24 protein-coding genes are annotated in these 21,844 nt (G+C 66.8%); 19 read left to right on the forward strand and 5 right to left on the reverse strand.

All coding sequences use genetic code 11. The features are described 5' to 3' along the window. Positions 1 to 18 precede the first annotated feature (18 nt). The 7 genes from MUG98_RS14560 (at position 19) to MUG98_RS14590 (ending at position 4,834) form a co-directional block, all read left to right on the forward strand. Entirely contained in the window at positions 19 to 486 is a 468-nt protein-coding gene (locus MUG98_RS14560; RefSeq protein ID WP_265108169.1) for an MnhB domain-containing protein, read from the forward strand. Further along, on the forward strand, positions 483 to 836 hold the full coding sequence (locus tag MUG98_RS14565) for a sodium:proton antiporter (protein ID WP_265108170.1): 354 nt from the start codon (positions 483 to 485) through the stop codon (positions 834 to 836). The genes MUG98_RS14560 and MUG98_RS14565 overlap by 4 nt, the downstream gene beginning before the upstream one ends. A gap of 67 nt (positions 837 to 903) precedes the next feature. Next, positions 904 to 2,562, forward strand: a complete 1,659-nt coding sequence (locus tag MUG98_RS14570) for a complex I subunit 5 family protein (RefSeq protein ID WP_265112465.1) — start codon at positions 904 to 906, stop codon at positions 2,560 to 2,562. Further along, on the forward strand, positions 2,559 to 3,164 hold the full coding sequence (locus MUG98_RS14575) for a Na+/H+ antiporter subunit E (protein ID WP_265108171.1): 606 nt from the start codon (positions 2,559 to 2,561) through the stop codon (positions 3,162 to 3,164). The genes MUG98_RS14570 and MUG98_RS14575 overlap by 4 nt, the downstream gene beginning before the upstream one ends. Continuing rightward, on the forward strand, positions 3,157 to 3,450 hold the full coding sequence (locus tag MUG98_RS14580) for an MrpF/PhaF family protein (protein ID WP_265108172.1): 294 nt from the start codon (positions 3,157 to 3,159) through the stop codon (positions 3,448 to 3,450). The genes MUG98_RS14575 and MUG98_RS14580 overlap by 8 nt, the downstream gene beginning before the upstream one ends. Beyond that, positions 3,447 to 3,815: a monovalent cation/H(+) antiporter subunit G gene (gene mnhG, locus MUG98_RS14585; RefSeq protein ID WP_265108173.1), complete on the forward strand. Its 369-nt coding sequence runs from the start codon at positions 3,447 to 3,449 to the stop codon at positions 3,813 to 3,815. Before MUG98_RS14580 ends, mnhG begins: the two co-directional genes overlap by 4 nt. Positions 3,816 to 3,994: 179 nt before the next feature. Further along, positions 3,995 to 4,834: a helix-turn-helix transcriptional regulator gene (locus MUG98_RS14590; RefSeq protein ID WP_265108174.1), complete on the forward strand. Its 840-nt coding sequence runs from the start codon at positions 3,995 to 3,997 to the stop codon at positions 4,832 to 4,834. Positions 4,835 to 4,966: 132 nt separating this feature from the next. On the opposite strand, the gene MUG98_RS14595 is transcribed toward MUG98_RS14590, so the two are convergent. Further along, positions 4,967 to 7,138 carry a DHH family phosphoesterase gene (locus MUG98_RS14595; RefSeq protein ID WP_265108175.1) on the reverse strand — a complete coding sequence of 724 codons (2,172 nt, stop codon included), beginning with the start codon at positions 7,136 to 7,138 and terminating at the stop codon, positions 4,967 to 4,969. Positions 7,139 to 7,231: 93 nt separating this feature from the next. Next, complete coding sequence (locus MUG98_RS14600; RefSeq protein WP_265108176.1) at positions 7,232 to 7,495, reverse strand: hypothetical protein; 264 nt, start codon at positions 7,493 to 7,495, stop codon at positions 7,232 to 7,234. A 406-nt stretch (positions 7,496 to 7,901) separates the two neighbouring features. Here MUG98_RS14600 and MUG98_RS14605 point away from each other — a divergent pair, with 406 nt between their 5' ends. From MUG98_RS14605 to MUG98_RS14630, 6 genes are all read left to right on the forward strand, one after another. Further along, complete coding sequence (locus MUG98_RS14605; RefSeq protein ID WP_265108177.1) at positions 7,902 to 8,627, forward strand: metal-dependent hydrolase; 726 nt, start codon at positions 7,902 to 7,904, stop codon at positions 8,625 to 8,627. A 162-nt stretch (positions 8,628 to 8,789) separates the two neighbouring features. After that, positions 8,790 to 9,185 carry an OsmC family protein gene (locus MUG98_RS14610; protein ID WP_265108178.1) on the forward strand — a complete coding sequence of 132 codons (396 nt, stop codon included), beginning with the start codon at positions 8,790 to 8,792 and terminating at the stop codon, positions 9,183 to 9,185. Between the two features lie 190 nt (positions 9,186 to 9,375). Further along, entirely contained in the window at positions 9,376 to 10,440 is a 1,065-nt protein-coding gene (locus MUG98_RS14615; protein ID WP_265108179.1) for a ComEC/Rec2 family competence protein, read from the forward strand. Then, positions 10,437 to 10,715: a DUF3006 family protein gene (locus tag MUG98_RS14620; RefSeq protein ID WP_265108180.1), complete on the forward strand. Its 279-nt coding sequence runs from the start codon at positions 10,437 to 10,439 to the stop codon at positions 10,713 to 10,715. Before MUG98_RS14615 ends, MUG98_RS14620 begins: the two co-directional genes overlap by 4 nt. Positions 10,716 to 11,088: 373 nt before the next feature. Then, positions 11,089 to 11,589 carry a gamma carbonic anhydrase family protein gene (locus MUG98_RS14625; RefSeq protein ID WP_265108181.1) on the forward strand — a complete coding sequence of 167 codons (501 nt, stop codon included), beginning with the start codon at positions 11,089 to 11,091 and terminating at the stop codon, positions 11,587 to 11,589. Positions 11,590 to 11,668: 79 nt separating this feature from the next. After that, a complete protein-coding gene (locus MUG98_RS14630) occupies positions 11,669 to 12,145 on the forward strand; it encodes a DUF5799 family protein (RefSeq protein ID WP_265108182.1) in 477 nt (158 codons plus the stop codon). Positions 12,146 to 12,177: 32 nt separating this feature from the next. Here the strand turns inward: MUG98_RS14630 and MUG98_RS14635 are convergent, their stop codons facing one another. Continuing rightward, the gene (locus MUG98_RS14635; RefSeq protein ID WP_265108183.1) at positions 12,178 to 12,321 is read right to left on the reverse strand and encodes a DUF7557 family protein; all 144 of its coding nucleotides are present in this window, start codon (positions 12,319 to 12,321) and stop codon (positions 12,178 to 12,180) included. Between the two features lie 133 nt (positions 12,322 to 12,454). Between MUG98_RS14635 and MUG98_RS14640 the strand changes: the two genes are divergently transcribed. Next, a complete protein-coding gene (locus MUG98_RS14640) occupies positions 12,455 to 12,745 on the forward strand; it encodes a DUF7545 family protein (protein WP_265108184.1) in 291 nt (96 codons plus the stop codon). A gap of 88 nt (positions 12,746 to 12,833) precedes the next feature. Here MUG98_RS14640 and MUG98_RS14645 read toward each other — a convergent pair whose 3' ends face one another. Further along, positions 12,834 to 16,673: a DUF7282 domain-containing protein gene (locus MUG98_RS14645; protein WP_265108185.1), complete on the reverse strand. Its 3,840-nt coding sequence runs from the start codon at positions 16,671 to 16,673 to the stop codon at positions 12,834 to 12,836. Positions 16,674 to 17,097: 424 nt separating this feature from the next. On the opposite strand from MUG98_RS14645, the gene MUG98_RS14650 reads away from it, so the two are divergent. The 5 genes from MUG98_RS14650 to MUG98_RS14670 all read left to right on the forward strand — a co-directional run bounded on the left by MUG98_RS14650 (position 17,098) and on the right by MUG98_RS14670 (position 20,315). Continuing rightward, entirely contained in the window at positions 17,098 to 17,673 is a 576-nt protein-coding gene (locus MUG98_RS14650; RefSeq protein ID WP_265108186.1) for a biotin transporter BioY, read from the forward strand. Positions 17,674 to 17,698: 25 nt separating this feature from the next. Then, entirely contained in the window at positions 17,699 to 18,418 is a 720-nt protein-coding gene (locus MUG98_RS14655) for an energy-coupling factor ABC transporter ATP-binding protein (RefSeq protein ID WP_265108187.1), read from the forward strand. Positions 18,419 to 18,420: 2 nt separating this feature from the next. After that, a complete protein-coding gene (locus MUG98_RS14660) occupies positions 18,421 to 19,125 on the forward strand; it encodes an energy-coupling factor transporter transmembrane component T family protein (RefSeq protein WP_265108188.1) in 705 nt (234 codons plus the stop codon). A 150-nt stretch (positions 19,126 to 19,275) separates the two neighbouring features. Next, positions 19,276 to 19,884 carry an HD domain-containing protein gene (locus tag MUG98_RS14665; RefSeq protein ID WP_265108189.1) on the forward strand — a complete coding sequence of 203 codons (609 nt, stop codon included), beginning with the start codon at positions 19,276 to 19,278 and terminating at the stop codon, positions 19,882 to 19,884. Between the two features lie 206 nt (positions 19,885 to 20,090). Continuing rightward, positions 20,091 to 20,315, forward strand: coding sequence for a hypothetical protein (locus MUG98_RS14670; protein ID WP_265108190.1), 225 nt, complete (start codon positions 20,091 to 20,093; stop codon positions 20,313 to 20,315). Between the two features lie 412 nt (positions 20,316 to 20,727). Here the strand turns inward: MUG98_RS14670 and MUG98_RS14675 are convergent, their stop codons facing one another. Next, the gene (locus MUG98_RS14675) at positions 20,728 to 21,378 is read right to left on the reverse strand and encodes a hypothetical protein (RefSeq protein WP_265108191.1); all 651 of its coding nucleotides are present in this window, start codon (positions 21,376 to 21,378) and stop codon (positions 20,728 to 20,730) included. Positions 21,379 to 21,844 lie beyond the last annotated feature (466 nt).

Below are 21,844 nucleotides of genomic sequence, written 5' to 3' on the forward strand. Positions count from 1 at the left end.
CACCGGAGGTGCACACCGATGACGACGACGGTGATCATGCGGACGACCGCCCGGGTGATCGTCCCGATCATTCTGGTCGTCGCCGTCTCGCTGTTCGTAGAGGGGCACAACCTCCCCGGCGGCGGATTCATCGGCGGCGTGCTCACGACGACGGCCTTCGCGATCATCTACCTCGCGTTCGGACTGGACTTCTTGGAGCGCGGGGTCCTCGGCCGCGACGTCGACCCCGGGAAGGAGCCCTCGCGCGATCGGGTCGTCGTGGCCTACCGGCGCGTGTTCGAGTACGGGCTGGCGATCGCCATCGGCAGCGGACTGGTCCCGCTGCTGTTCGGCCGCCCCTTCCTGACGCAGACGTTCGTCGAACTCGAGGGCGTGCCGATCTACCACCACGTCGAGATCGCGAGCGCGCTCGCGTTCGACTTCGGGGTCTACTGCGTGGTCGTCGGCGGCCTGCTCACGATCCTCTCGGTGGTGGGGGCGGAATGACCACGATCGTCCTCGCGGCCGTGATCGGCGCGCTGTTCGCGCTGGGCACGTTCCTGATCCTCCGGCGGGACCTGATCCGGGTCGTCTGGGGGCTGGCGATCATCAGCCAGGCGGCGAACGTCTACCTGCTTGCGATGGGCGGCATCGCGGCGGGAACCGCCGATTCGGTGCCCGTGCTGGCCGGCCACGGCGAGCACGTGCCGGAGACGGCCGACCCGCTGGTGCAGGCGCTCGTCCTGACCGCGATCGTCATCGGGTTCGGCATGACCGCGTTCGCACTCGTCCTCTCCTACCGGGTCTACGAGGAACACGACACGTTAGACGTCTCCGAACTGGGTGATCGCGAATGACGACGACACTGACGACGGCGACTCGCGCAGGTGATCGCGAATGACGACGGTGACGGCCCCCTCGACGATGACGACCGCGCCACTGACCGCGATGCCGATCGGAACGGAGTCCCAGCTCGTGATCGCGCCGATGCTGATCGTCCTCGTCGCGGCCGTCGGCAGCCTGTTGCTCGGCCGGCGGCCGCGAGGCCGGATCGGCGTGAGCCTCGCCGGCGGTGCGGCTTTCGCGATCGCCGTCGCGGCGATCGACTGGTACATCGTCCTCGCGCCGGACGCGCCGGGGATCGCGACCTACCAGGTCGGCGACTGGCCGGCCCCGTTCGGCATCACGCTCGTCGTCGACGGCCTCTCGGCGTTCATGCTGACCATGGTTGCGATCCTCGGCATCGCGTCGCTGGTCTTTTCGACCCGCGTGTTGCCCGAACTCGATCGGCGAAGCTACTACTTCCCGCTGTTTCACTTCCTGGCGCTGGGGGTCACCGGCGCCTTCCTCACCGGCGACCTGTTCAACCTGTTCGTCTGGTTCGAGGTGATGTTGATGGCAAGTTACATCTTCGTGGCCTACTACGGCGGCCCCCAGCACACCCGCGCCGCGTTCTGGTACGTCGCCCTGAACCTGCTCGCGAGCGCGATCTTCCTGCTGGGCGTCGGCGGCATCTACGCCACGACCGGCACGCTCAACATGGCCGAACTCGCCCGGCGGATCGCCGACCCGGTCGCGTACGGGATCGATCCCGGGCCGATCGTCGGCCTCCTCGCGATGTTGCTGTCGGTGTTCGCGATCAAGGCCGGACTCGTCCCCTTCCAGTTCTGGATCCCGACGGCCTACCGGTCCGCGCCGCCACAGGTCGCCGCACTGCTCGCGGGAGCGACGAAGAAGGTCGGCATCTACGCGATCATCCGCCTCTCCTTTACCGTCTTCGGCGACGCGCAGATCGCGGTGAGCCTCGAGGTACCGGGAGTCGGTGCCGTCGCCGGAGACTCCCCGCTCGCGTTCGTCGGGGCCGCCCTGTCCGTCATGGCCGCCGCCAGCATCCTCGTCGGCGGGATCGGAGCCGTCGGCCGGGACTCCCTCGAGGGCGTCCTCGCGTACTCGAGCATCGGCCAGGTCGGGTTCATCGCGGTCCCCGTCGCGATCGCCGCGACGACGGCGAACCCGACGCTGCGCCACGTCGGGATCGTCGCCGCGCTGGTGTACGCGCTCAATCACACGCTGGCGAAAGGGCTCCTCTTCCTCTCGGTCGGTGCGATCCGGTCGGCCACCGGGACGAGCCGACTGGCCGACCTCGGCGGGTTGGCGGGTCGCTCGCCGCCGCTGGCGATCGCGTTCTTCGTCGGTTCGCTCGCGCTCGTCGGAATCCCGCCGCTGTCGGGCTTCTTCGGCAAGTTCCTCGTCTTCGACGTCGCGGCTCGAGCGGAGGCGGCGTCGGTACTCGTCCTCCTGCTCGTCGGTTCGCTGCTGACCATCGCGTACGTGACGCGGACGTGGAACCTGAGCTTCTGGGGTGCCCGGACGGACGCCGTCGAGGGCGCCACCGCCGACGCGGTCCAGGTCGGCGTCGTCGTCGTGCTGGCAGCGGCCATCGTCGCGGTCGGGGTCGGGTTCGAACCCGTCTACGAGTTCGCCGACGCCGCCGCGTCGGCCGCGCTGGACAGCGAGGGGTACAGAGAGGCCGTCGGGGAGTACGCGCCGACCGGCGATCAGGCCGGAGGGGGTCACGAATGAGAGTCCGAACCTGGCCCGTCGCCGGCGTCGTCTTCGCCCTGCTGTGGATCTTCGTCCGCGGCGTCGAACTCACTCCCTCGGCGGTGATCGGACAGTTCCTCCTGGGACTCGTCGTCGGGCTCCCGGTCGCGTTCGTCTTCCGGCGGCTGTACGTCAAGCGGATCGACCTCGGCCGGGGAGCGCGTGCGCTCCCGGCCGCCGCCCGCTACCTCGCGACCTTCTCGTGGGAGGTCGTTCGCGCGAACCTGGACGTCGCCTACCGGGTGCTCTCACCCGGGATGCCGATCGAACCCGAGGTGATCCTGGTTCCGCTCCGGGTCGAGACCGATCTCGCGATCACGACCATCGCCAACAGCATCACGATCACGCCCGGAACGGTCACTCTGGACTACGACGAGGAGACGAACGCGCTGTACGTCCACGCGGTCGACGGCCGCGATCCGGAGGCGATCGCCGCGCCGATCCGGGAGTGGGAGGACTACGCCCTCGAGATGTTCGACGAGGAGGCGTCGCCGGACGACCGGCCGCCGGCGATCGTCGTCTCGGGCGGGGAAAGAGACAGCACGTCCGGGCGCGAACGTCGAGGTGTCGACGATGAGTGAGGTGATCGATCCAGCCGTGCTCGATGCGGCAGTGGGTGCAGCGTTGATACTCGTCAGCGGGTTGTGCGTGCTCTGTAGCTACCGCGTGATCCGGGGACCGACGAACCCCGACCGCGTGGTCGCGCTGGACGCGATCGCGACGAACGTCGTCGCCATCGCCGTCCTCTTCGCTATCCAGACCGATCGCGGGCTGTTCGTCACCGTGAGTCTCGTGCTCGCGATCATCGGTTTCATCGCGACGGTCGCCGTCGCCAAGTTCGTCACCCAGGGAGAGGTGATCGAATGATCCGGACCGGCGTCGTGATCGTCCTGATCGCGGTCGGCGCGTTCTTCCTGACGGTCGGGACGATCGGACTGCTCCGGTTGCCGAACGTCTACAACCGGATGCACGCCACGAGCAAGCCGACGACGCTCGGGACCGCCGCGATCTTCATGGCCGGCTTCGTCCACTTCGGGCCCGGCGAGGAGGGGCTGACCGCGATCATCGGGATCGCCTTCCTCTTCCTGACCGTGCCGACGGGTGCGCACATGATCGCTCGCGCCGCCGAGCGGATCGGCATTCCATTCCTCGGGAGCGTAACCTGGCCGGATGCCACGGTAGTCGCGAGAGAACGGCGAGAACGCGCCGAGAAGGGATCGGAAGACGAGTGAGGCGGTTACGCGCCCCGCGTGCGGGTGACTCGCCGGCGTCGTCGATCGGTCGCGCGCCCGCGGCGACGAACACCGGCGACGACCGTCGCACCGATCGCGCCCGCGAGCATCACGTGAGACAGGGTTAAGCAGGTGAGCGGAGTACTGCGTGTTAATGGATACCAAGGAGTGACCCAGCCGTGACACGCAGCCTTCTCGACGAACTCATCCGATACGACCGCGACATCCACCGGGACCAGCAGCGACGCGAACGAGAACCGTTTCCGGACACCGAGGAGATGGTCGACGTCATCCGACACGGTGACCTGCTGCAGGCGTTGCTCGCCGACCCCCTCGATCGGCGCGAGATCGAGGAGGCGCTCGAGGTCTCACGGGCGACGAGCCACCGGTTCGTTCGCTGGCTCGAGGAACACGGGTACGGCGAGCGCGTCGACAATCGCTACCAACTGACGGGGCTCGGGACGGTCGTCGCCGACGGCGTCTGCAAGTTCGAGGGCTACCTCCGGACCGCGCGGCGACTGGACCCGCTGTTCGAGTACATCTGCGAAGACCACGAGGAGTTCGTCATCGAACCCTTCGCCGACGCGACGGTCACCGTCGCCACCCCGTCGGACCCCTACGCACCGATCGCGCGCTTCCTGTCGCTCCTGCGCGAGAGCGACACGTTCCGCGGGTTCAATACGACGCACATGATTCCGCCAGGGCTCGAGACGTCCGACGACCTGCTCGAAGATCGGACCGTCGAACTCGTCTACGTCCCCGACACCGTCGAGACGCTTCGAGACGAGTCGGACACCGCCCTCGCGACGGCCATCGACGAGGGAAACGTCACCGTCCGCACGAGAGACGCCCTTCCGTACGGCCTCGCGTTGTTCGACGATCGGGTCGGCGTCGGCGGCTACGACGAGGAAACCGGCACGATGCGCGTGTTCGTCGACACCGACGCGAGGATCGCACGCGAATGGGCGGCCAGCGTGTTCGATTCGATCCGCGCCGACGCCCGACCGGTGTCCTCCTGAGACGGCTCTCGATACGTCGCGACGGCGGCCGGAGATCGGCAGTTCTGCGAGAGCGACGCGAACCGAACGACCGAACGAACCGAACGTGCCTGCCGCTGCTCGGGAGTCGCTGACAGCGGAGAAGGGCGCGTCTTACGCGAGCGTCTCGGCGAGTGCGTCGAGCGCAGCCTCACGGACCGCATCGCGCTCGCCCGGCAGGAACTCGACGTGACCGTCCGCACCGCCCACGACGCTGACGCCTGCGTTGGGTGCTCGCTCGGCGATCGCGTCGCCGAGATCGCGGACGTTCAGCGAGGCGGTCGTGCGGACGTGGAGTTCGTCCGACCCGACGCCGAGCGTCACGAACGGGGTGTCGGCCCGATCGCGTTCGCGGCGGTGCAGTTCGTCCAGCAGCAGGACGGTGGTCGGGAAGTCGTACCGGTGCGTGAACGCGTCCGTGTCCAGCAGCGTGACGGTCACGCCGTCGACGGCGCGATCCGTCGCGTTCTCCTGAGCCGTCTCGAGTTCGGTCTCGAGTTTCGCGCGGAACTGTTCGGAGACGTGGGCGGCGAGCCCATCGTTTCGAGGCGACGAGGCGTCGCTGTCCTCGAACAGCAGGTCGATGACGAGTTCCCGCTTGTCCTTGTAGGACTGGTAGTAGGCCTCGAGCGCGACGGCTTCACGACGGTTCGAGATGGCCGTCTCGTCGTAGCCGGCGTCGGCCGCGAGGTCGACGTAGTCCGCGGGTGCGTTCTCCCAGTAGCTGACTGCGGGGAGGTGCTGGAGGTCAGCCCGCACGCCGTCGTTGACGTGGGCGGCGACGTTGGCCGCGAGCGCCGTCGAGGTGACGTCCGACACGTCGGCACCAGCGAGCGAGGGAGCGACGGCGACGGTGACGGCGTCGCCGATCTCCTCGTCGGCACGGCTGTCGTCGACCACCAGCGCCTCGGCGTCGTACATCGAGAGGAGGTCGTAGCCGTCGACGGACTCGACGGTCGACCCGGCGTCGACGAGCACGACGAGCGGGAGTTGCTCGCCGTGGCGATCGCGGGCCTCGAGCATCGACGTGACGTCGTCGGTCGCGGCGTCCATGTCGTAGACGCGGCCGTCGAGAGGCCGGCGCTCGAAGTAGTGGTACTCCGCGTCCTCGCGGGTGTGTTTCTCGCGGATCAGCGGCAGGACGGCGCGTTCGATGGCCGCCCCGGCGACGTAGCCGTCGGCGGTCGCGCCGTGGCGGACGACGATCGGCCGGGCCTCCATGACGGCCCGTCGGATCGCCGTCGCGGCGTCGACGATGCCGTCCTCGACGGCCGTGACGGCGTCGTTGTCGGCCAGCAGGCCGACGTCGGCCGGCCGAGCCTCGCTCTCGATCGCGTTCTCGAGTCGGTCGCGAACGGCCTGGCGGTCCTCGTCCTGGAGAATATTCAGGGATTCGGTCTCGATCTGCAACTCTCCGTGGTGGCGTTCGACTTCGCCCTCGAGGGCGACGACGTCGTCGATCTCGACGTCGGGGTACGCGCGAACGCCGGCCTCCTCGAACGCCGCACACTCGACGGTCGCGGTCTCGTCGCGGAGTTCGAAGACGGTCGGGCCGCTGGTCTGGCGGACGCCGGTGATCTCGCCCTCGAGGCGAACGACGCTGCCGACCTGCGAGTCGATCGCGTCGATCGTCGTCCGGTTGAGCGCGGGTTCGGCGTCGGCCGCGTCGTCGGTCGCCGGCGTCGACGCGGCGGCGCTTTCGGTCGCGACGGACCCGCTACCGCTGGCGACGGTTTCGCTCGCGTCCGGGGCGGGACTCTCCGTATCGGTCGGCCCGCCGTCGTCGGCGGTCGCCTGGAGGTCGCCGGCCTCGACGTCGTCCGCGTCGACGTCGGAGACGGCTGCCTCGGACCGATCGCCGCCGTCCGCCGTCTCCTGGGAGTGGTCGTCGTCCTCGGTCTCGAACGCTTCGGGACGGACCTCGTCGGTACCCGTGTCGATCAGCTTCCCGCGGAACTCGCGTTCGCGTTGCCGGATCGACCAGCCGAGGTCCACGTTACCGTTGTCCCGGACCTCGAGCACCTGGACGAAGACGTCGTCCCCGGGCTCCCAGTCGAGACTCTCGAGTCGTTTGTCTAGTTCGCTTCTGTGCAACAGGCCAGTGACGTGGTCTCCGATGTCGACGAAGACCCCGAAGTCGGCGTAACCATCGACAGTGCCCCGGTAGTAGCGACCGGGGGTTAGCTGCGAGGGAGAATTGCCGTGGAATTCGAAGACGGCATCCTCTTCGTGGCTCTCGCAGATCTCGCCGTCGACGGGTGTGCCGCAGATGATACAGTTACCCATCTACCCGGACCAAGCAGTTTCGCCCTAAAACGGTTGTCGGAATGCGTTCGGGACGAACACACCGATCGATCGCGGAAACACGTGACAGAATAGTCACTCGAATACCGGGGATTCGTCCTCGAGCGTCTCGATGTCGTCGGCGATTTTGCGGACGTCCTCGGGGAACAGCGATACCTGAATTTCGTTGCCGTCCTCGTCCTCGAAGACGAGTTTGACGCGCTTGTCGCCGAACGCCCGTGCCTCGGCGGACTCGACGTCGAACAGTTTGACCGTCGCCGACTTGTTCTTCGGGCCGACGTTCTTGATCGATCCGTCGTTCAGCTCTACCATGAACTCCTCGAGGGTCAGTGCGAGCATGGTCGTCGTAGGAACGCCGTACAAAAAACGGTACGGCATCGTCGGCGGGAGTGCCGACCGGCGAGGGACCGGCTCCCTCTGTCGCCGTACTCGTCGAGCATCGAGGAGGGTCGTTTCCGGTGGTGAACTCGCCCGACTCACTACGCTCGACGCGTCGTTAGCACGATCGCGCGGTGCGCGACCGGACCGCATGCGTGGTGTGTCAGTTCGCGTGCGGCCTGTTATCATTGCGAGACCTATCGTATAAATATTGGTGATCGTACACAACCGTACGCGGGGTGCCAGGCGATCGATTCCGCAGCGGCTGACGGCGGTAGCAGCGCCAACGGGCGGCGTATTCACCGTCTGCGGCACGCCCTCGCGCTCGCCCAGTTTTAAGTTTGCTTCGACCCAAGGTTCGAATGCTATGCAAGTCACCTGGCACGGCCACTCGACGTGGCACGTCACCGTTGGCGACACCGAGTTGCTGATCGATCCGTTCTTCGACAATCCGAAGACCGGACTGGAGCCGTCGGACGTCGAGACACCGGACTACGTGTTGCTGACACACGGCCACGCCGATCACATCGCCCACGCCGGCGAGTTCTCAGACGCGACGCTGGTGGCGACGCCCGAACTCGCCTCCTACTGCGAGGCGGAGTTCGGCTTCGAGGACGCCGTCGGCGGGATGGGAATGAACCTCGGCGGGACCGTCGAGTGTGGCGACGCGTTCGTCACTATGCACCGTGCCGACCACACCAACGGCATCATGACCGAGTACGACGCGAGTGCCGGCATGCCTGCCGGCTTCGTCGTCTCGGACACGAAGCCCACGCAGGCGGCCGACGCGGAGTCGACGACGTTCTACCACGCCGGCGACACCAGCCTCATGCCCGAGATGCGTGACGTCATCGCGCCGTTCCTCGAACCCGACGCGGCGGCCGTCCCGATCGGCGACCACTTCACGATGGGGCCCTGGCAGGCCGCGATCGCCGTCGACTGGCTCGACGTCGACTACGCGTTCCCGATGCACTACGACACGTTCCCGCCGATCGAACAGGATCCCGCGGACTTCGATCGCGAGGTCACCGCGGCCGGCAGCGATGCCGAGGTCGTCGCACTCGAGGGCGACGAATCGTTCGATCTCGGCTGAATCGGTTCGGCCGAATCGATCGCGACGGTGTCCGTTCCGGGGTCGGATCGGCCACGACGCCCGGGCGACGTGTCGATCGACGCGTTTTCGCTGTCACTCGTCCGAACCGTCCCGGCGTCGAGAACAACGTTTACAGCGCCGGCTGTAGTCATCTCGACTGCCATGGCGAAACAGGTCACCACCGTCTCCGAAGAGGGGTTCAGCATGACGAACGAAATCCGTGACTTCGAGTCGACGATCGACGCGACCGGTGAGGACGCACCGGACACGCTCGAATCGCTGCTGGCCGCCTACGCGTCCTGTTACGTGCCCGCGCTGCGAGTGGGCGGCGAACAGCGCGGCGTCGGCGACCTCGGTCGCGTAGCGATCGAGTCGACGGGCGAACTCAACGACGACGACAAACTCGAGTCGATCTCGTTCGACATCAGGGTCGAGGCCGAGGTCGACGACGAGACGGCCGAGAAGATCCTCGATCGGGCCTTCGAACTCTGCAAGGTCCACGACGCACTGAAGGAGAGCCTGCACGCGGAGACGACGATCGAAGGCGACGCGTTCTAGCGCCCTCGCGACGAGGGTCTCGTACTCGGGTGCAAAGTTCAATAGACTGTTATGTAGTCGCCGCTCGTTCTCCCAGTGTCGACCAATCGCAGTGGTACCCCCGATATTCGGGGGGTACGGGAGCGGTCTGAGATGTCAACCAATGTGAACTAGCCACAACCACCATATTCATCGACGCCCACGACAGGGTATGCGCCGCGGACTGGTGGTCCTGCTAGTCGCCGCACTGGTCGCCTCCGCTGGTTACGCCATCGGGTTCGGCGCGAGCGACGAGCACCCCGACGAGAGGGGCGAACCCGACGGCAATCTCGAGATTCACCACATCGACGTCGGACAGGGAGACGCGACGCTGGTCGTCACGCCACGCGGAGAGACGATCCTGATCGATTCGGGCGACTGGCGGGACGCGGGCGACCCCGTCATCGACTATCTCGACGCGCAGGACGTCGATCGGATCGACCACCTGATCGCGACCCACGGCCACGCCGATCACATCGGCGGTCACGCAGCCGTCATCGAACACTTCGAGGAGCACGGCGATGGCGTCGGGGCGGTCTACGACTCCGGGGTCGTCCACACGAGCCAGACCTACGACGAGTACCTCGACGCGGTCGCGGCGTACAACGTGACCCTGTTCGAAATCGGCGAAGGCTACAACCTCTCGCTCGAGAGCGACACCGTCGAGGCGTCGGTGTTGAATCCACCGGCGGGCGCGTCCGACCGGGCGGACGACCTCGACGACAGCAGTCTCGTCCTCACGATCGAATTCGGGGAATTCACCTACCTGACGACCGGTGATGCGGGACAGCGCGCGGAACGACGGCTCGCCGAACAGCGGGGAGCCGACGTCGAAGCCGACGCCTACCAGGTCGGGCACCACGGCTCCTCGAGTGCGTCGACGGAGCCGTTCCTCGATGCCGTCGGGCCCGAGATCGCGATCGTGTCCAGCGCCGCCGAGTCCCGGTACGGCCACCCCCACGACGAGGTGCTCGAGTCACTCGCCGATCGGGACGTCCGAACCTACTGGACCGGTGTTCACGGCGACGTCGTGCTCGAAACCGACGGCGAGACCGTTTCGGTGACGAGCGAGCGAAACGCGTCGACGGATCCGAAAGATTACGTCGAGACGAAACACGCCCCCCGGAACGGGCCCGAGGGGAACGACTCTTCGTCGACCGAGACCGAATCGATCGACCAGCCGACGGCCCGCCGGCCGTCGATCGATCGGCCCACGACTGCGCTGACAGTACCATGAGCGAACGCTACACTGCAACCCTCGACCGGATCGTCGACGAGACCACGGCCGTGCTCCTGTTCGAGGACGAGGGCACGGTCGTCGACGAACGCGCCGTCGACGTCGAGCGACTCCCGCCGGACGGACGGCACGACGGTGCCGTCTTCGACGTCGAACTCGTGGACGGTTCGCTCCGAGACGTGGCCTACCGTCCCGACGAGGAACGCGACCGCCGGGAGCGAATCCGGGAACGGTTCGATCGGCTCTCCGAACGCCCGTCCGACGACGACTCCTGACCGACCCGTCGGTCAATCCCGAATGAACGCCAGTCAGACGGCTGGCCACCGGCGGACAGCGGGACGATAAAGTGGAGCGGAAGGGAAGCCGACCTCCAGTGGGTGGGGTACCTGCGATGACACGGCAACGGGGTCGTCCCGATCGCGCAGTGGCGCCGACCCCGCTGCACGTCGACGATTTCACACTGCCGGGATTATCGATGACGCCAACACACATTGGTAGTCCGGACCGTCAGTACCGGCGAGCCAGTCGATCCACGTCGACTCGAGTGCCCTCGCTCTCGTCGATTCGAGTGGCACCGATTGCAGCGCTCACGGCCCCGTAACGGCGGAACCCAGTGGGTTCAAGACGATACCCGAGACAGCACCACTTATGTTACGATCCTTCGACGGGATGGAACCGCAGGTCGCCGATTCCGCGTACGTCGACGAGGCCGCGGTCGTCATCGGCGACGTCGTGATCGAAGCCGACGCCAGCGTCTGGCCGAACACCACGCTCCGGGGCGATCACGGGACGATCGTCGTCGGCGAAGGGGCGAACGTACAGGACAACGCCGTGATGCACGAGGGGGCCGAACTGGAGCCCTACGCCACGGTCGGGCACAGCGCGATCGTCCACGACGCGACCGTCGCCGAGCGTGCGCTGGTCGGGATGAACGCCGTCGTGCTCGACGGCGCTCACGTGGGCGAGAAAGCGGTCGTCGCCGCCGGGAGCGTCGTCACGGAGGGGACCGAGATCCACCCGTCGACGCTCGTCGCAGGCACGCCGGCCGAACCGAAGGCCGAGGTCGACGATCCGCGGCTCGAGACGACGGCCGAGCGATACGTGGCGCTGTCGACCCGGCACGAAGAGACGTCGGAGCGACTGGACTGACGCTCGATCGGCCAACAGTGGCCCGCCAGCCCCGTCGACGAGGGAAACGCTGATACCTGCACCGCACCAATCGACGGCCATGAGCGACACGCAGTGGACCGACCGGATCGTCGGTGCACGGATGACCGTCGATCAGGAGTTCACCTCGCGGATCCAGGGCTCACAGTTTTCGAGCCAGCAGTGGAGCCTGATCATGACCGCGACCGAGTTCGAGATCGAACACCCGGACGATCCCGATCGGGCACGGATCGTCGCCAACACGGAGAAGGTCGAACAGGTCATCCCCGAACTCGACAACATCCAGTCGGGAATGGGCGTGATGGGCGGCCAGCCCGGCGGTGCCGGATCGCGCTCGCGCTCGTCCGGTGGGGTCCTCGACTCGATCAAAGGGGCGCTCGGACTCGGTGGCGGTGACGACGGTGGGTCACACGAGGACCAGCGTCGGGCCGCCGAACAACTCACCCAGGAGTACGCCGACGAACTGCAGTCACACCTCGAGGCCAACGGGCGGTGGGAATCGGTCCGACGCACCGCAACCGACGGCGGAAAACAGTAGCGCTCCGAAAACCGTCGACGGCCGATCCCGGCTCAATCGCCGGCGTGGAACATCGTGTACTCGCTGGCCTCGTAGATGTTGATGAGTTCGGTCACGAGTTCGTCGTAGGACTCGTCATCGACGCGCAGTGCGTCCAACCGTTCGATCGTCTCTTCCTCGAGTTCGACGGAAGGCATGTGCGGTCGTTCGACGCCAAGGCGCAAAAACACACCGGGGATCGTCCCGCGGGTCGACCACCCGGCGGGACCGTCCCGGCGACGGCGGCCCCAAGCCACAGCACCTTTAGGCACGCTTCACTACCGTAGTGGTATGACGAACGAAGTAGACACGACGACGATCTCGATCAGTTCCGACGACGGCTCGACCGACGACGTGACGGTCCCGAGTGGACTCGTCGACCTCGTCGCAGAGGGCGACCAGAGTACCGCCGAGACGATCGGTGACGTGACGCTGCTGTCGTTCGCCAGCCGCGCTCACCACCTCGTCCACCACGGCGAGGAGACAGACCCGGAACTCGAGGCCCAGGAGGAGCGCGTGATGGATCTGTTCGAGGAACGGTTCGGCGTCACCTTCGGCGAAGCGACCGGCCACCAGCACTGAGCGGGCGAGACGAGATCGAACGGCAACCACGCGCAACACTCGTTTTCGATCGATCGACGATTCGAGACCGGTAGCCGGAATGGGACGGTTACGTCGCCCCGACGCCGGAAACTCCGTCGAAGGGGTCGCCGAACGGATCATCATCCGGTCCCTCATCCGGAGATTCGTCCGGACCTCCGCCGGGAGGTTCGTCGGGCGGCCCGTCACCCGCACCCGGTCCGTCGGCCCCGTCGCTGGGACCGGTCTCCCCATTAGACTCATCGTTCGGTCCGGGCGGTGCGTCTTCTCCCGGTTCGTCGGCCGGCCCTGTTTCTCCAGTCCCGGCGTCTGACGGCGCTATCTCTCCTGCAGTTGCGCTCTCGGCCCTGAGCACGTCCTCGTAATCGTACCCGGTCATGTCGATCTCCCAGACGAGTCGTTCGCCGTCGGACGCGGGCGTCCACTCGACGGTGAACGTGTTCTCTCCGGGCTGGAGTTCCTCGATCGGTTCCTGGACCGTCGTCCCCTCGACGAACTCGCTGTCGACGATCAGGGGCGCGTCGTTCGGGTTCTCGTAGCCGAAGGTCACGTCGATCCCGTCGTCGGTCGGCGTCGTCTCCACGACGGCGATCGCGGGCAGTTCCGGCCGGACCTCGAGGATGCACTGCTCGGCGTCCGGGTTCGGGTAATCGATCTCGTCGGGGGTCGCGTCCGGCGAGGCGAAGCCGGTGATCGCGGCACCGAAGTCGCCCGACGGAACCTCGACGGTCGCCCCGTCTTCCGTCTCGGCGACGGCGAACTCCTCGCCGGTCTCGTAGGTGAGCGTCCCGTCGAACGGGGCCGACACGTCCTCGCCGACGGTAATCGCGTACTCGCCGACCGAATTGCCGTCCGCGCCCGACTCGTAGAAGCCAGTTGTGACGATAATCTCGTCGCCCTCCTCGAACGTCCCGGTCACCTCGGCGTTCGAACAGTCGAGGTACTCGACGGCGAACTCCTCGGCGACGGTGTACTCGATCGTCTCGGTCGCGAGGGGGTCCGCCTCGGGATCGACGGCGGGCACGACAGCGACCTCGAGCGTCGCGTCGTCTTCGAGCGGCGGGTCGAGATCGACCGTCTCGCTCTCGATCGTTTCGTCCGGATCGAACGGACCTGCTTCGCCGATCTGCTGGCCGTCCTCGTCGACGACGGTAAGCGCGTACTCGACCGAGGCGTTCGCCGCTTCGACCGTCAGGTTCGTGCCGTCGCCCTCCTGATCCGCGACCGATAGCGTCGCTTCGGATTCGACTTCCTCGACCGTGTACTCGATCGTCTCGTTTGCCAGTTCCTCGTCGGCTTCGTCGACGACTTCGACGTCGAGCGTCGCGTCGTCTTCGAGCGGTGGGTCGAGATCGACCGTCTCGTTCTCGATCGGCTCCCCGGGAACGAACGGGTCCGTTTCGCCGATGCGCTGGTCGTCTTCGTCGGTCACCGTGAGGGCGTACTCGACCGAGGCGTTCGCCGCTTCGACCGTCAGGTTCGTGCCGTCGCCCGTCTGATTCTCGACCGTCAGCGACGCCTCCGGCGCTTCGTCGTCTCCGTCGGCCTCGTCCGCGATCGCGTACTCGATCGTCTCGTTCGCCAGTTCCTCGTCGTCCGGCCCGACGAGCGCGACGTCGACGGTCGTGTTCTCCTCGATCGGCGGATCGAGATCGAGAGACTCGTTCTCGATCGTCTCGTTCGGCTCGAACGTCTCGCTCTCGACGGTCTCGCCGTCGTACTCCGCGGCGATCGCGTACTCGACGGACGCGTTCGCCTCCTCGATCGTTAGCGTCTCGCCGTCGCCCGTCTGGTCGGCGACCGACAGCGTCCCTTCGGGTTCGGCCGCTTCGGCTTCCTCCTCTTCGTCAGCGCCGTCCCCGACCTCGACGATCGCCGTGTCGAGGACGGGCGATCCGCCCGAAGTCACGTACGGCTGATCCTCCTCGCCGTCGGTTTCGGCGTAGTCGAACGTCCGGTCGTCGTCCGTATCGTGGTGGACGGCGGCGACCAGCGGCTGGTCGTCCGCGATCGGTTCGTCGAGTTGGATCTCGACGTCCTCTTGCGTGCCGGCCTCGAGGTGCTCCGAGACGCCGAGGACGGCGTCGGGTTCGAGACCGACGTCGGCGCCGGCGTAGACCGCCACGAAGCCGCCCTCCGAGAGATCGACCTCGTCGACGACGACGCGCTCGCCGTCGCTCTCGCCGTCCTCGAAGGCGATCGACGCCGCACCTTCGAGTTCGTCGATCTCCTCGAGTTCCTGTTCCGTCTCGGTCTGCGCGAACTGTCGGAGTTCGGTCTCGTCGTCGACCCCCTCGTCGACGGCGAAGGCGGCCGTGTCGGACGCCGTCTCCTGGCTCAGGATCTGTAGCTGCGTGACGCTGATCCGCTGGAACTGGACCGCACGGGCCGTCTCCTGGCAGGCGCTGCGGGCCGCGATCTGGATCTGCTCGATCGTCGCCTCCTGGTGCTGGACGAGCACGCCGCCGGCGGTCCCCTCGGCGAGTTTCTGCACCTGGACCACGTCGACGATCTGTTTCTGGATCACCGCCCCTTCGCCGGCACCGCGTGCCGCGGCCTGGATCTGCTCGACCTCGACGATCTGGCGCTGAACCGCCGACTCGATCGACCCCTTCGCGGCCCCGAGCGCGGCGAACTGGATCTGCGTGATCGAAACCTCCTGTTGCTGGACGAGGACACCTTGAGAGGCCCCGTCGGCCGCCACCTGGATCTGCTCGACCGTCGCCTCCTGGCTCTGGGTGATCGACCCCTTCGCCGCGCCGAAGGACGCCTCCTGGATCTGCGTGATGGAGATCCGCTGGACCTGCCGGACGGTGACCCGCTGAACCTGTTTCAGCGGCCCGCTCCCGGCGCCGCGTGCCGCCGCCTGGGTCTGCTCGACCGAGACTTCCTGTTTCTGGACGATCGCGCCGGCCGCCGCGCCCGCGGCCGCCTTCTGGACCTGTTTGATCGTCACCCGCTGGCGCTGTTCGACGTCGACGTCTTGCTCCTGTTCGAGTGCCGCCCTCGTACTCCCGTCGAGCGCACCCGCGGACGCGCCGGCAGCAGCGTTCTGGACGTGCTCCAGGGAGACCCGCTGCCGTTGCTCGACCGTAATCTTCTGGTACTGCTCGAGCACGCCGTAGGCCGCCCCCTGGGCCGCCTCCTGAATCTTCGGCTGTTCCCGAACGTCTTTGTCGCCGGCCTCGCTCGCGGCCCCGGCGGCGGCACCGCGGGTCGCCACCTGAATCTGCTCGACGGTCACGCGCTGTTTCTGGGCGATCGCACCGTGTGTCGCCCCCCACGTCGCGCTCTGCATCTGGCTCGCTTCGACCGTCTGGTACTGGGCCAGCGCGCCGTCGGTGGCCCCGCCGACCGCCGACTGGACCTGCTCGACCTCGACGCGCTGTTGCTGGATCAGCGTGCCGTGGACTGCCCCTTTCGTCGCCTCCTGAACCTGCTCGACGGAGGCCTCCTGGTGCCGGGCGACCGACTCGCGCGCCCCCTCGATCGCGGCGGCCTCCTGCTCCTGGGTCACCTCGACGCCCTGGGACTGGACGAGGTCGATCCCCTCCTGGACGCCGGTTTCGACGGCGTCTTCCTGTGCTTGCGAGAGCGACGCGGTCGCACTCCCGCCGTCGCTCGCCGACGCCGTCGTCGGTTCCATCGAGACCAGTCGCGGGTTCGTCGCCCCGGTCGCCGCCTCGCGATCAAGCGCGGTGGCCGCCGTACCGTCATCGGACCCACTGACTGCCGACCCGCGATCGAACTGTGGTTCGCCGTCGGCGGCCGAAACGACTCCGCCCGTGTCGGCTCCCACGTCACCGACGTTCCCGGTCCCACCACCGAGGAGCGGCAGGGCAGCCATGCTCGTCGCCATTCCGACGGCGACGAGGACCACCACTGCCGCCGTCGCGGACGATCGTGTCATACACCCTTCCCCCGTTTCGAACCCGTCCCTTCGCCCCGGGCCGCAGTCCCGGTCCGCGATCGAAACGTCGATCCTGTCCACCGATCTCCCCCACGTCGTACTGCCGTGCTACTCGAACCCATAGCTCCCTCACGAGGGATCGAACGAGCGCATAAGGTCGCCGTCCGTTTCGGTTGCATCGCGGACACAATCGGACGTTACTGGGCGAAACGAATTCTTCCAACCGAGAAAGTCCCGTCCGAAGAAGGGGAAGCCGCGTTGCGCGACGCTACCGGACAGTCGCCGGAACCGACAGGTAGCCCGCTGTTTCGAACAGATCGCGCGACGTGTACGAACCAGTTCGAACGCGTGAGAGCGATGCCTGTGATCGAAACGGGTGTCGTAAACCGAAGTATTGATCCGGGTATACGATCGATCCGGCGGTATGGAAACGGAACAGTCCGACGTCGATCTCGTGGGAGGCGAAACCGTCAGAGCCGTCGCTCGAGCCGCGTTACTTGCGGCGTTGATGGGCGCGGCCGCGTTCGTCTCGATCCCGATTTCGGCAGTCCCGGGGACGTTACAGACCTTGATCGTGTTTCTGGCCGCGCTCTATCTCGGCCCGTACTGGGGCGGGGCCTCGATGGTCCTCTACCTGGCGGTGGGAGCGATGGGTGCACCCGTCTTCTCCGGGTTCAGCGCCGGCCTCGGCGTGCTCGTCGGGCCAACTGCGGGGTTCCTCTGGACGTTCCCGCTCGGCGCCGTTATCGCTGGGTTCGTCATCCACCGCGGCGGCGACCTCCGCGACCCCGCGTCCGTCCCCCTGCCCGTCGTCGTCGCGGGGCTGGCGATCGCGACCGCGGTGATCTACGTCGCCGGCTTCGGCTGGTACGCCTGGGTCACCGACACGGCACTCGCCGAGGCGTTCGCGGTCGTCGCGGCGCCGCTGATCCCCGGCGATCTGCTCAAGATGGCCGCGGCGATCGCCATCATCCGAACCGGCCGCATCGACATCGGATGATCGTCCGGCCACGCACCGAAGACGGATGATCGAGTTTGACGCCGTCTCGTTCGGGTTCGAGGACGTGCCGGTCCTCGAGGACGTCTCCCTGACGATCGACGACGGCGAGTTCGTCGTGCTCGCGGGCGCGAACGGGAGCGGGAAGACCACCCTGTGCCGACACTGTAACGGCCTCCTCGAACCCGATTCGGGAACGGTCCGCGTCGACGGCACGCCCGTCCAGGACGACCTGGTGGGCGCTCGCTCGACCGTCGGGATGGTCTTCCAGCACCCGCGGGACCAGTTCGTGGCGGCGACCGTCGGCTCCGACGTCGCCTTCGGCCCCGAGAACCTCGGCCTCCCGCGTGCAGAGATCGATAGACGGGTCGAAACCGCTCTCGACGCGGTCAATATGGGTGGCCGCGAGACCGATCGGATCGACGCCCTCTCGGGCGGCGAGCAGTCCCGCGTGGCCATCGCGGGCGCGCTCGCGATGGACCCGTCCCACCTCGTCCTCGACGAACCGTTCACCGGGCTCGACGACCCCGCACGCCGATCCGTCCTCGATCGGCTCGCGTCGCTCTCGAACGACGGGACGGGGGTCGTCCTCGCGACCCACGACCTCCGCGACGTGGTCTCGCTGGCCGATCGCGTGATCGCCATGCGGGACGGCCGCGTCGTCGTGGACGGGACGCCCCCCGGAGCGCTCGACGAACTCGCCGACCTCCCGGTGCGGGTGCCACGCTCCCGGCGACACCACGAGTAGCGATGCTTACGTACGACCCCGACGAAACGATCGCCCACCGGCTCGATCCCCGCTCCAAGCTCGCGGTTCAGATGGGATTCGCCGCGACGGCGCTGGCCCACACGAGTCCGCGCGCCCTTCTCGTTCTCTCCGTCGTGGCCGCGCTCCTCCTCGCGGCCGCGCGGGTCCCGCTGTGGCGGACGCTCGTCGCCTACCGCTTCGCGCTGGTGATTCTCGCGCTCGCCCCCATCGTCGCGGCGATGTCCCTCGGCGCGCCCTGGGTCGACGTCGACGCCGGGTTCGCGTCCGCTCGCGCGAGCTATCGCGTCCTGCTCGTCCTGCTCGTCAGCGCCGCCTACGTCCGATCGACGCCGGTTCGACACTCTCGCGCCGCGATCCAGCGCACGATCCCCGGCAAACCGGGTCAGCTACTCGGGATCGGCGTCGCGCTCGTCTTCCGATTCCTCCCGGTGCTCCGGGCCGACCTCCGGACGATTCAGGACGCCATGGCCGCCCGCCTCGGCACCGAACGGAGCGCCGTCGAGCGCGCCAGCACGATCGGCGTCCTCGGCCTCGAACGCGCGTTCGACCGCGCCGATCGACTCTCCCTGGCGCTCCAGGCGCGCTGTTTCGCGTGGAACCCGACGCTCCCGGCGCTGTCGTTCGGCCGCCTCGATTACCCCGCGATCGCGATCGGCGTCGTCCTCGCGCTCTCGGCGTTCCTGTAGCGGTTCGACGGCGTTCGCCCGATCCCGATCGCATCGATCGTGGGTGCGATCGAGACGTCGCAATCGCCGTCGCCGTGCGAACGCGGCTCTCTCGGTGCTACGAAGCGGAAGTCGCTACGTTGAACTGTGAGCCGGCAGATGTGAGACGCGATGACCGACGAGCTAGACTCCTTGCTCGAATGGTTCGAGTTGAAGGACGAACTCCGCACGGGGTGGGTTCTGCGGAATATCGAGTCGCCGGAGTCAGTTGCGGCACACTCCTGGGGAACGACGTCGCTCTGTCTGCTTTACGCCGAACGAGCTCACGTCGATCGCCAGAAGGCGGTTACGATGTCGCTCGTTCACGATCTCGGCGAGGCACGGACGGGAGACGTCCCAACCCGTGCGGAAGACGGGAAACAGAACATCACCGCATCGGAGAAGGAAGCCGCCGAACGGAGCGCAGTCACCGCCCTCCTCGAGCCCTTCGACGACGGCGAGCTACTGGCGCTGTGGGAGGAATACGAGGCCCGTAACACCCCGACTTCGAAGTTCGTCAAGGACATGGATCTGATCGACAACTGTCTGCAAGCGCTCAAGTACGAGCGCCAGAACCGGTACGATGACACTGAAGCGAACGACCAGTTCTCCGAATTCGACAATCTGGACGAGTTCTTTGCCACTGCGGCCCCGCGCTTCCAGACGGCGGTAGGTGAGGACCTGTTCGAACGGATCAAATCGGAGTACGAACGGGAGATCGGACGCTCTTGTCAGCTTTGACCGGTTTTCCTCACCGCTCTCCACGGATCACTCCGTTGGCGATCGCGAACGCGGTGCCGAGGACCAGCAGGCGGATCACAACGAACGCGAGCCAGGTGGGCGCTTGTGGATCATCATCGACCACTCCGGGGGAGGTCCCTCACGTCACCGTAGCAGCCAATCGTGACCGTAATCGTCCGGGCGCGGCCGCGCGTGACACCGATCTCGTGGGCCACATCGCCGAGCGTTTCGTTCTCTTCGACAGCAGCCTCGACGTCGGCGGCGGTTACTCCATCGGGGAGCGTGATCTCACTCTCGTCGTGGTCGGATTCGTCGACACTGTCAACGGGGACGTCTTCGGCGTCGATCGCGTCCTGGACGTCGTCGCCGGTGCCCGCCGGCGCGTCGTCCGTGGCCTCCTCCTCGAGGGCGTTCGTTTCGGGTGCCTCTGACTCGGATTCGGTGGTGGATGGATCATCCTCGGTGGAGGTGCCACTCCCGTTTTCGTCGACGGGCTCGAAGCGTTCGAGATCTCCTCGCTTCTGCCCGCCAGGGTAACGCCGGAGTTCGAGTTCGACCTGCTCGTCCCCATCGACAGCAGCGACCGAGAAGGTCGAGCCGTAACCGCCCTCGACGACGACTTCTCGCGTTGCCCAGCTTTCGTCGGTCGGGACGACCCACTCGACGCGATCGACGCGCTGGACGTCCCCTTATTCTGGAGTCCGATCAGCTGATTCGCGAGTTCGTCTGGGATCGCATCGGACCGCCAGCGCTCGTCAGGCGCGGGGAGTTCTTGGAGCAGTTGGGCGTTCCGCCGGATGAACCGGAGCTGATCCTGCGGAACTTGGGAGGGAGTTCTGTGGCTCACGCTGTCTCACCTCGTGAGTGCTGTCGCGTCTCAGCACGCTTCCTGACTCGCTGCCGTTTCCATTCCAGTTCGTCGACGATCTCGGCCGGGGCGCCGCGACGTTGGGCCTCAACGATCGAGTCGGTCAGTGCACGTGCCCGATCGGTCGCGTCGTACCCTCCGTCGGTCGCGACTGCGCGTTCGAGATCGACGTCGTGCATTTCCTTGCGCGCGTGGCGCTCCATCTCGTCGGAGACGTCGACGAGGTCCTTGTTCTCGAACGACCAGGCGCAGTCCTCGCACGTCGCACGGTGGATCGGCTGCCCGCCGTCCGTGGTCGCGACCGGCGCCGAGTCATCGTGATCGTCGTCTGGCCAGTCGTCGAAGGCAGCCTCGGGTCCGACCAGGACGGTCATCGCGCTCTCGGTCTGTGCGCGGATTCCACGGAGGTAGCGTTCACCTGCCTTCCGGGTGGGCTCGGCGAGGTCCTCGTCGTCCTGGACGTCCTCGAGGAGCGACCTGGTCAACTGGTCGATCTCCTCGAGGCGACTCTTGATCGAGGAGTGATTCTCGATCGAGGCACGGTCCTGAACGCGTCCGCCATCAGTCACCAGGTCGACGTCGTCGTTCTCCCAGCGGATCGTCGTGTTCGACGTGAGTGCGAGCAACTCGAGTGCGCCGTCGGTCGCGACGACGTGCTCGGGTCCGCGATCGCGTGCTGCTGCGGCCGCCGATTCTTTCGCGTTGAACGGTCCGTCGACGACCGCCGATCGTGTCTCGTCGACTACGTAGTACTCGTCTTCCTGGTCAGTACCACCGTCTGTGCGGACTGGCCGACAGTCGTGGTTCGCGAGATCGGTGATCGTGTCGAACGGTCGCTTACAGAGGTTCGATCGCCGCCCTCGCTGTGGGTCAACTCTAACGTAGCTGTTCTGGGGGCCTCCGGTGGTACGTCGCCCTCGAGATCGGTCCGGAGGTCGATGTCGATTCGTTGGCGGTCAGTCGCCGACATAACAGTCGCTTGTTGGACTGGAAATTGCTTAAAAACCCCTTGGATTTCCGAATCCTCATGTCGAAAGTTATGATGATATGATACAAATGACTAGTAGAGGAGGTCTCGAATCTCTTTATAAT

This window comes from Halosolutus halophilus, assembly GCF_022869805.1.
Taxonomy (GTDB): Archaea; Halobacteriota; Halobacteria; order Halobacteriales; family Natrialbaceae; genus Halosolutus; species Halosolutus halophilus.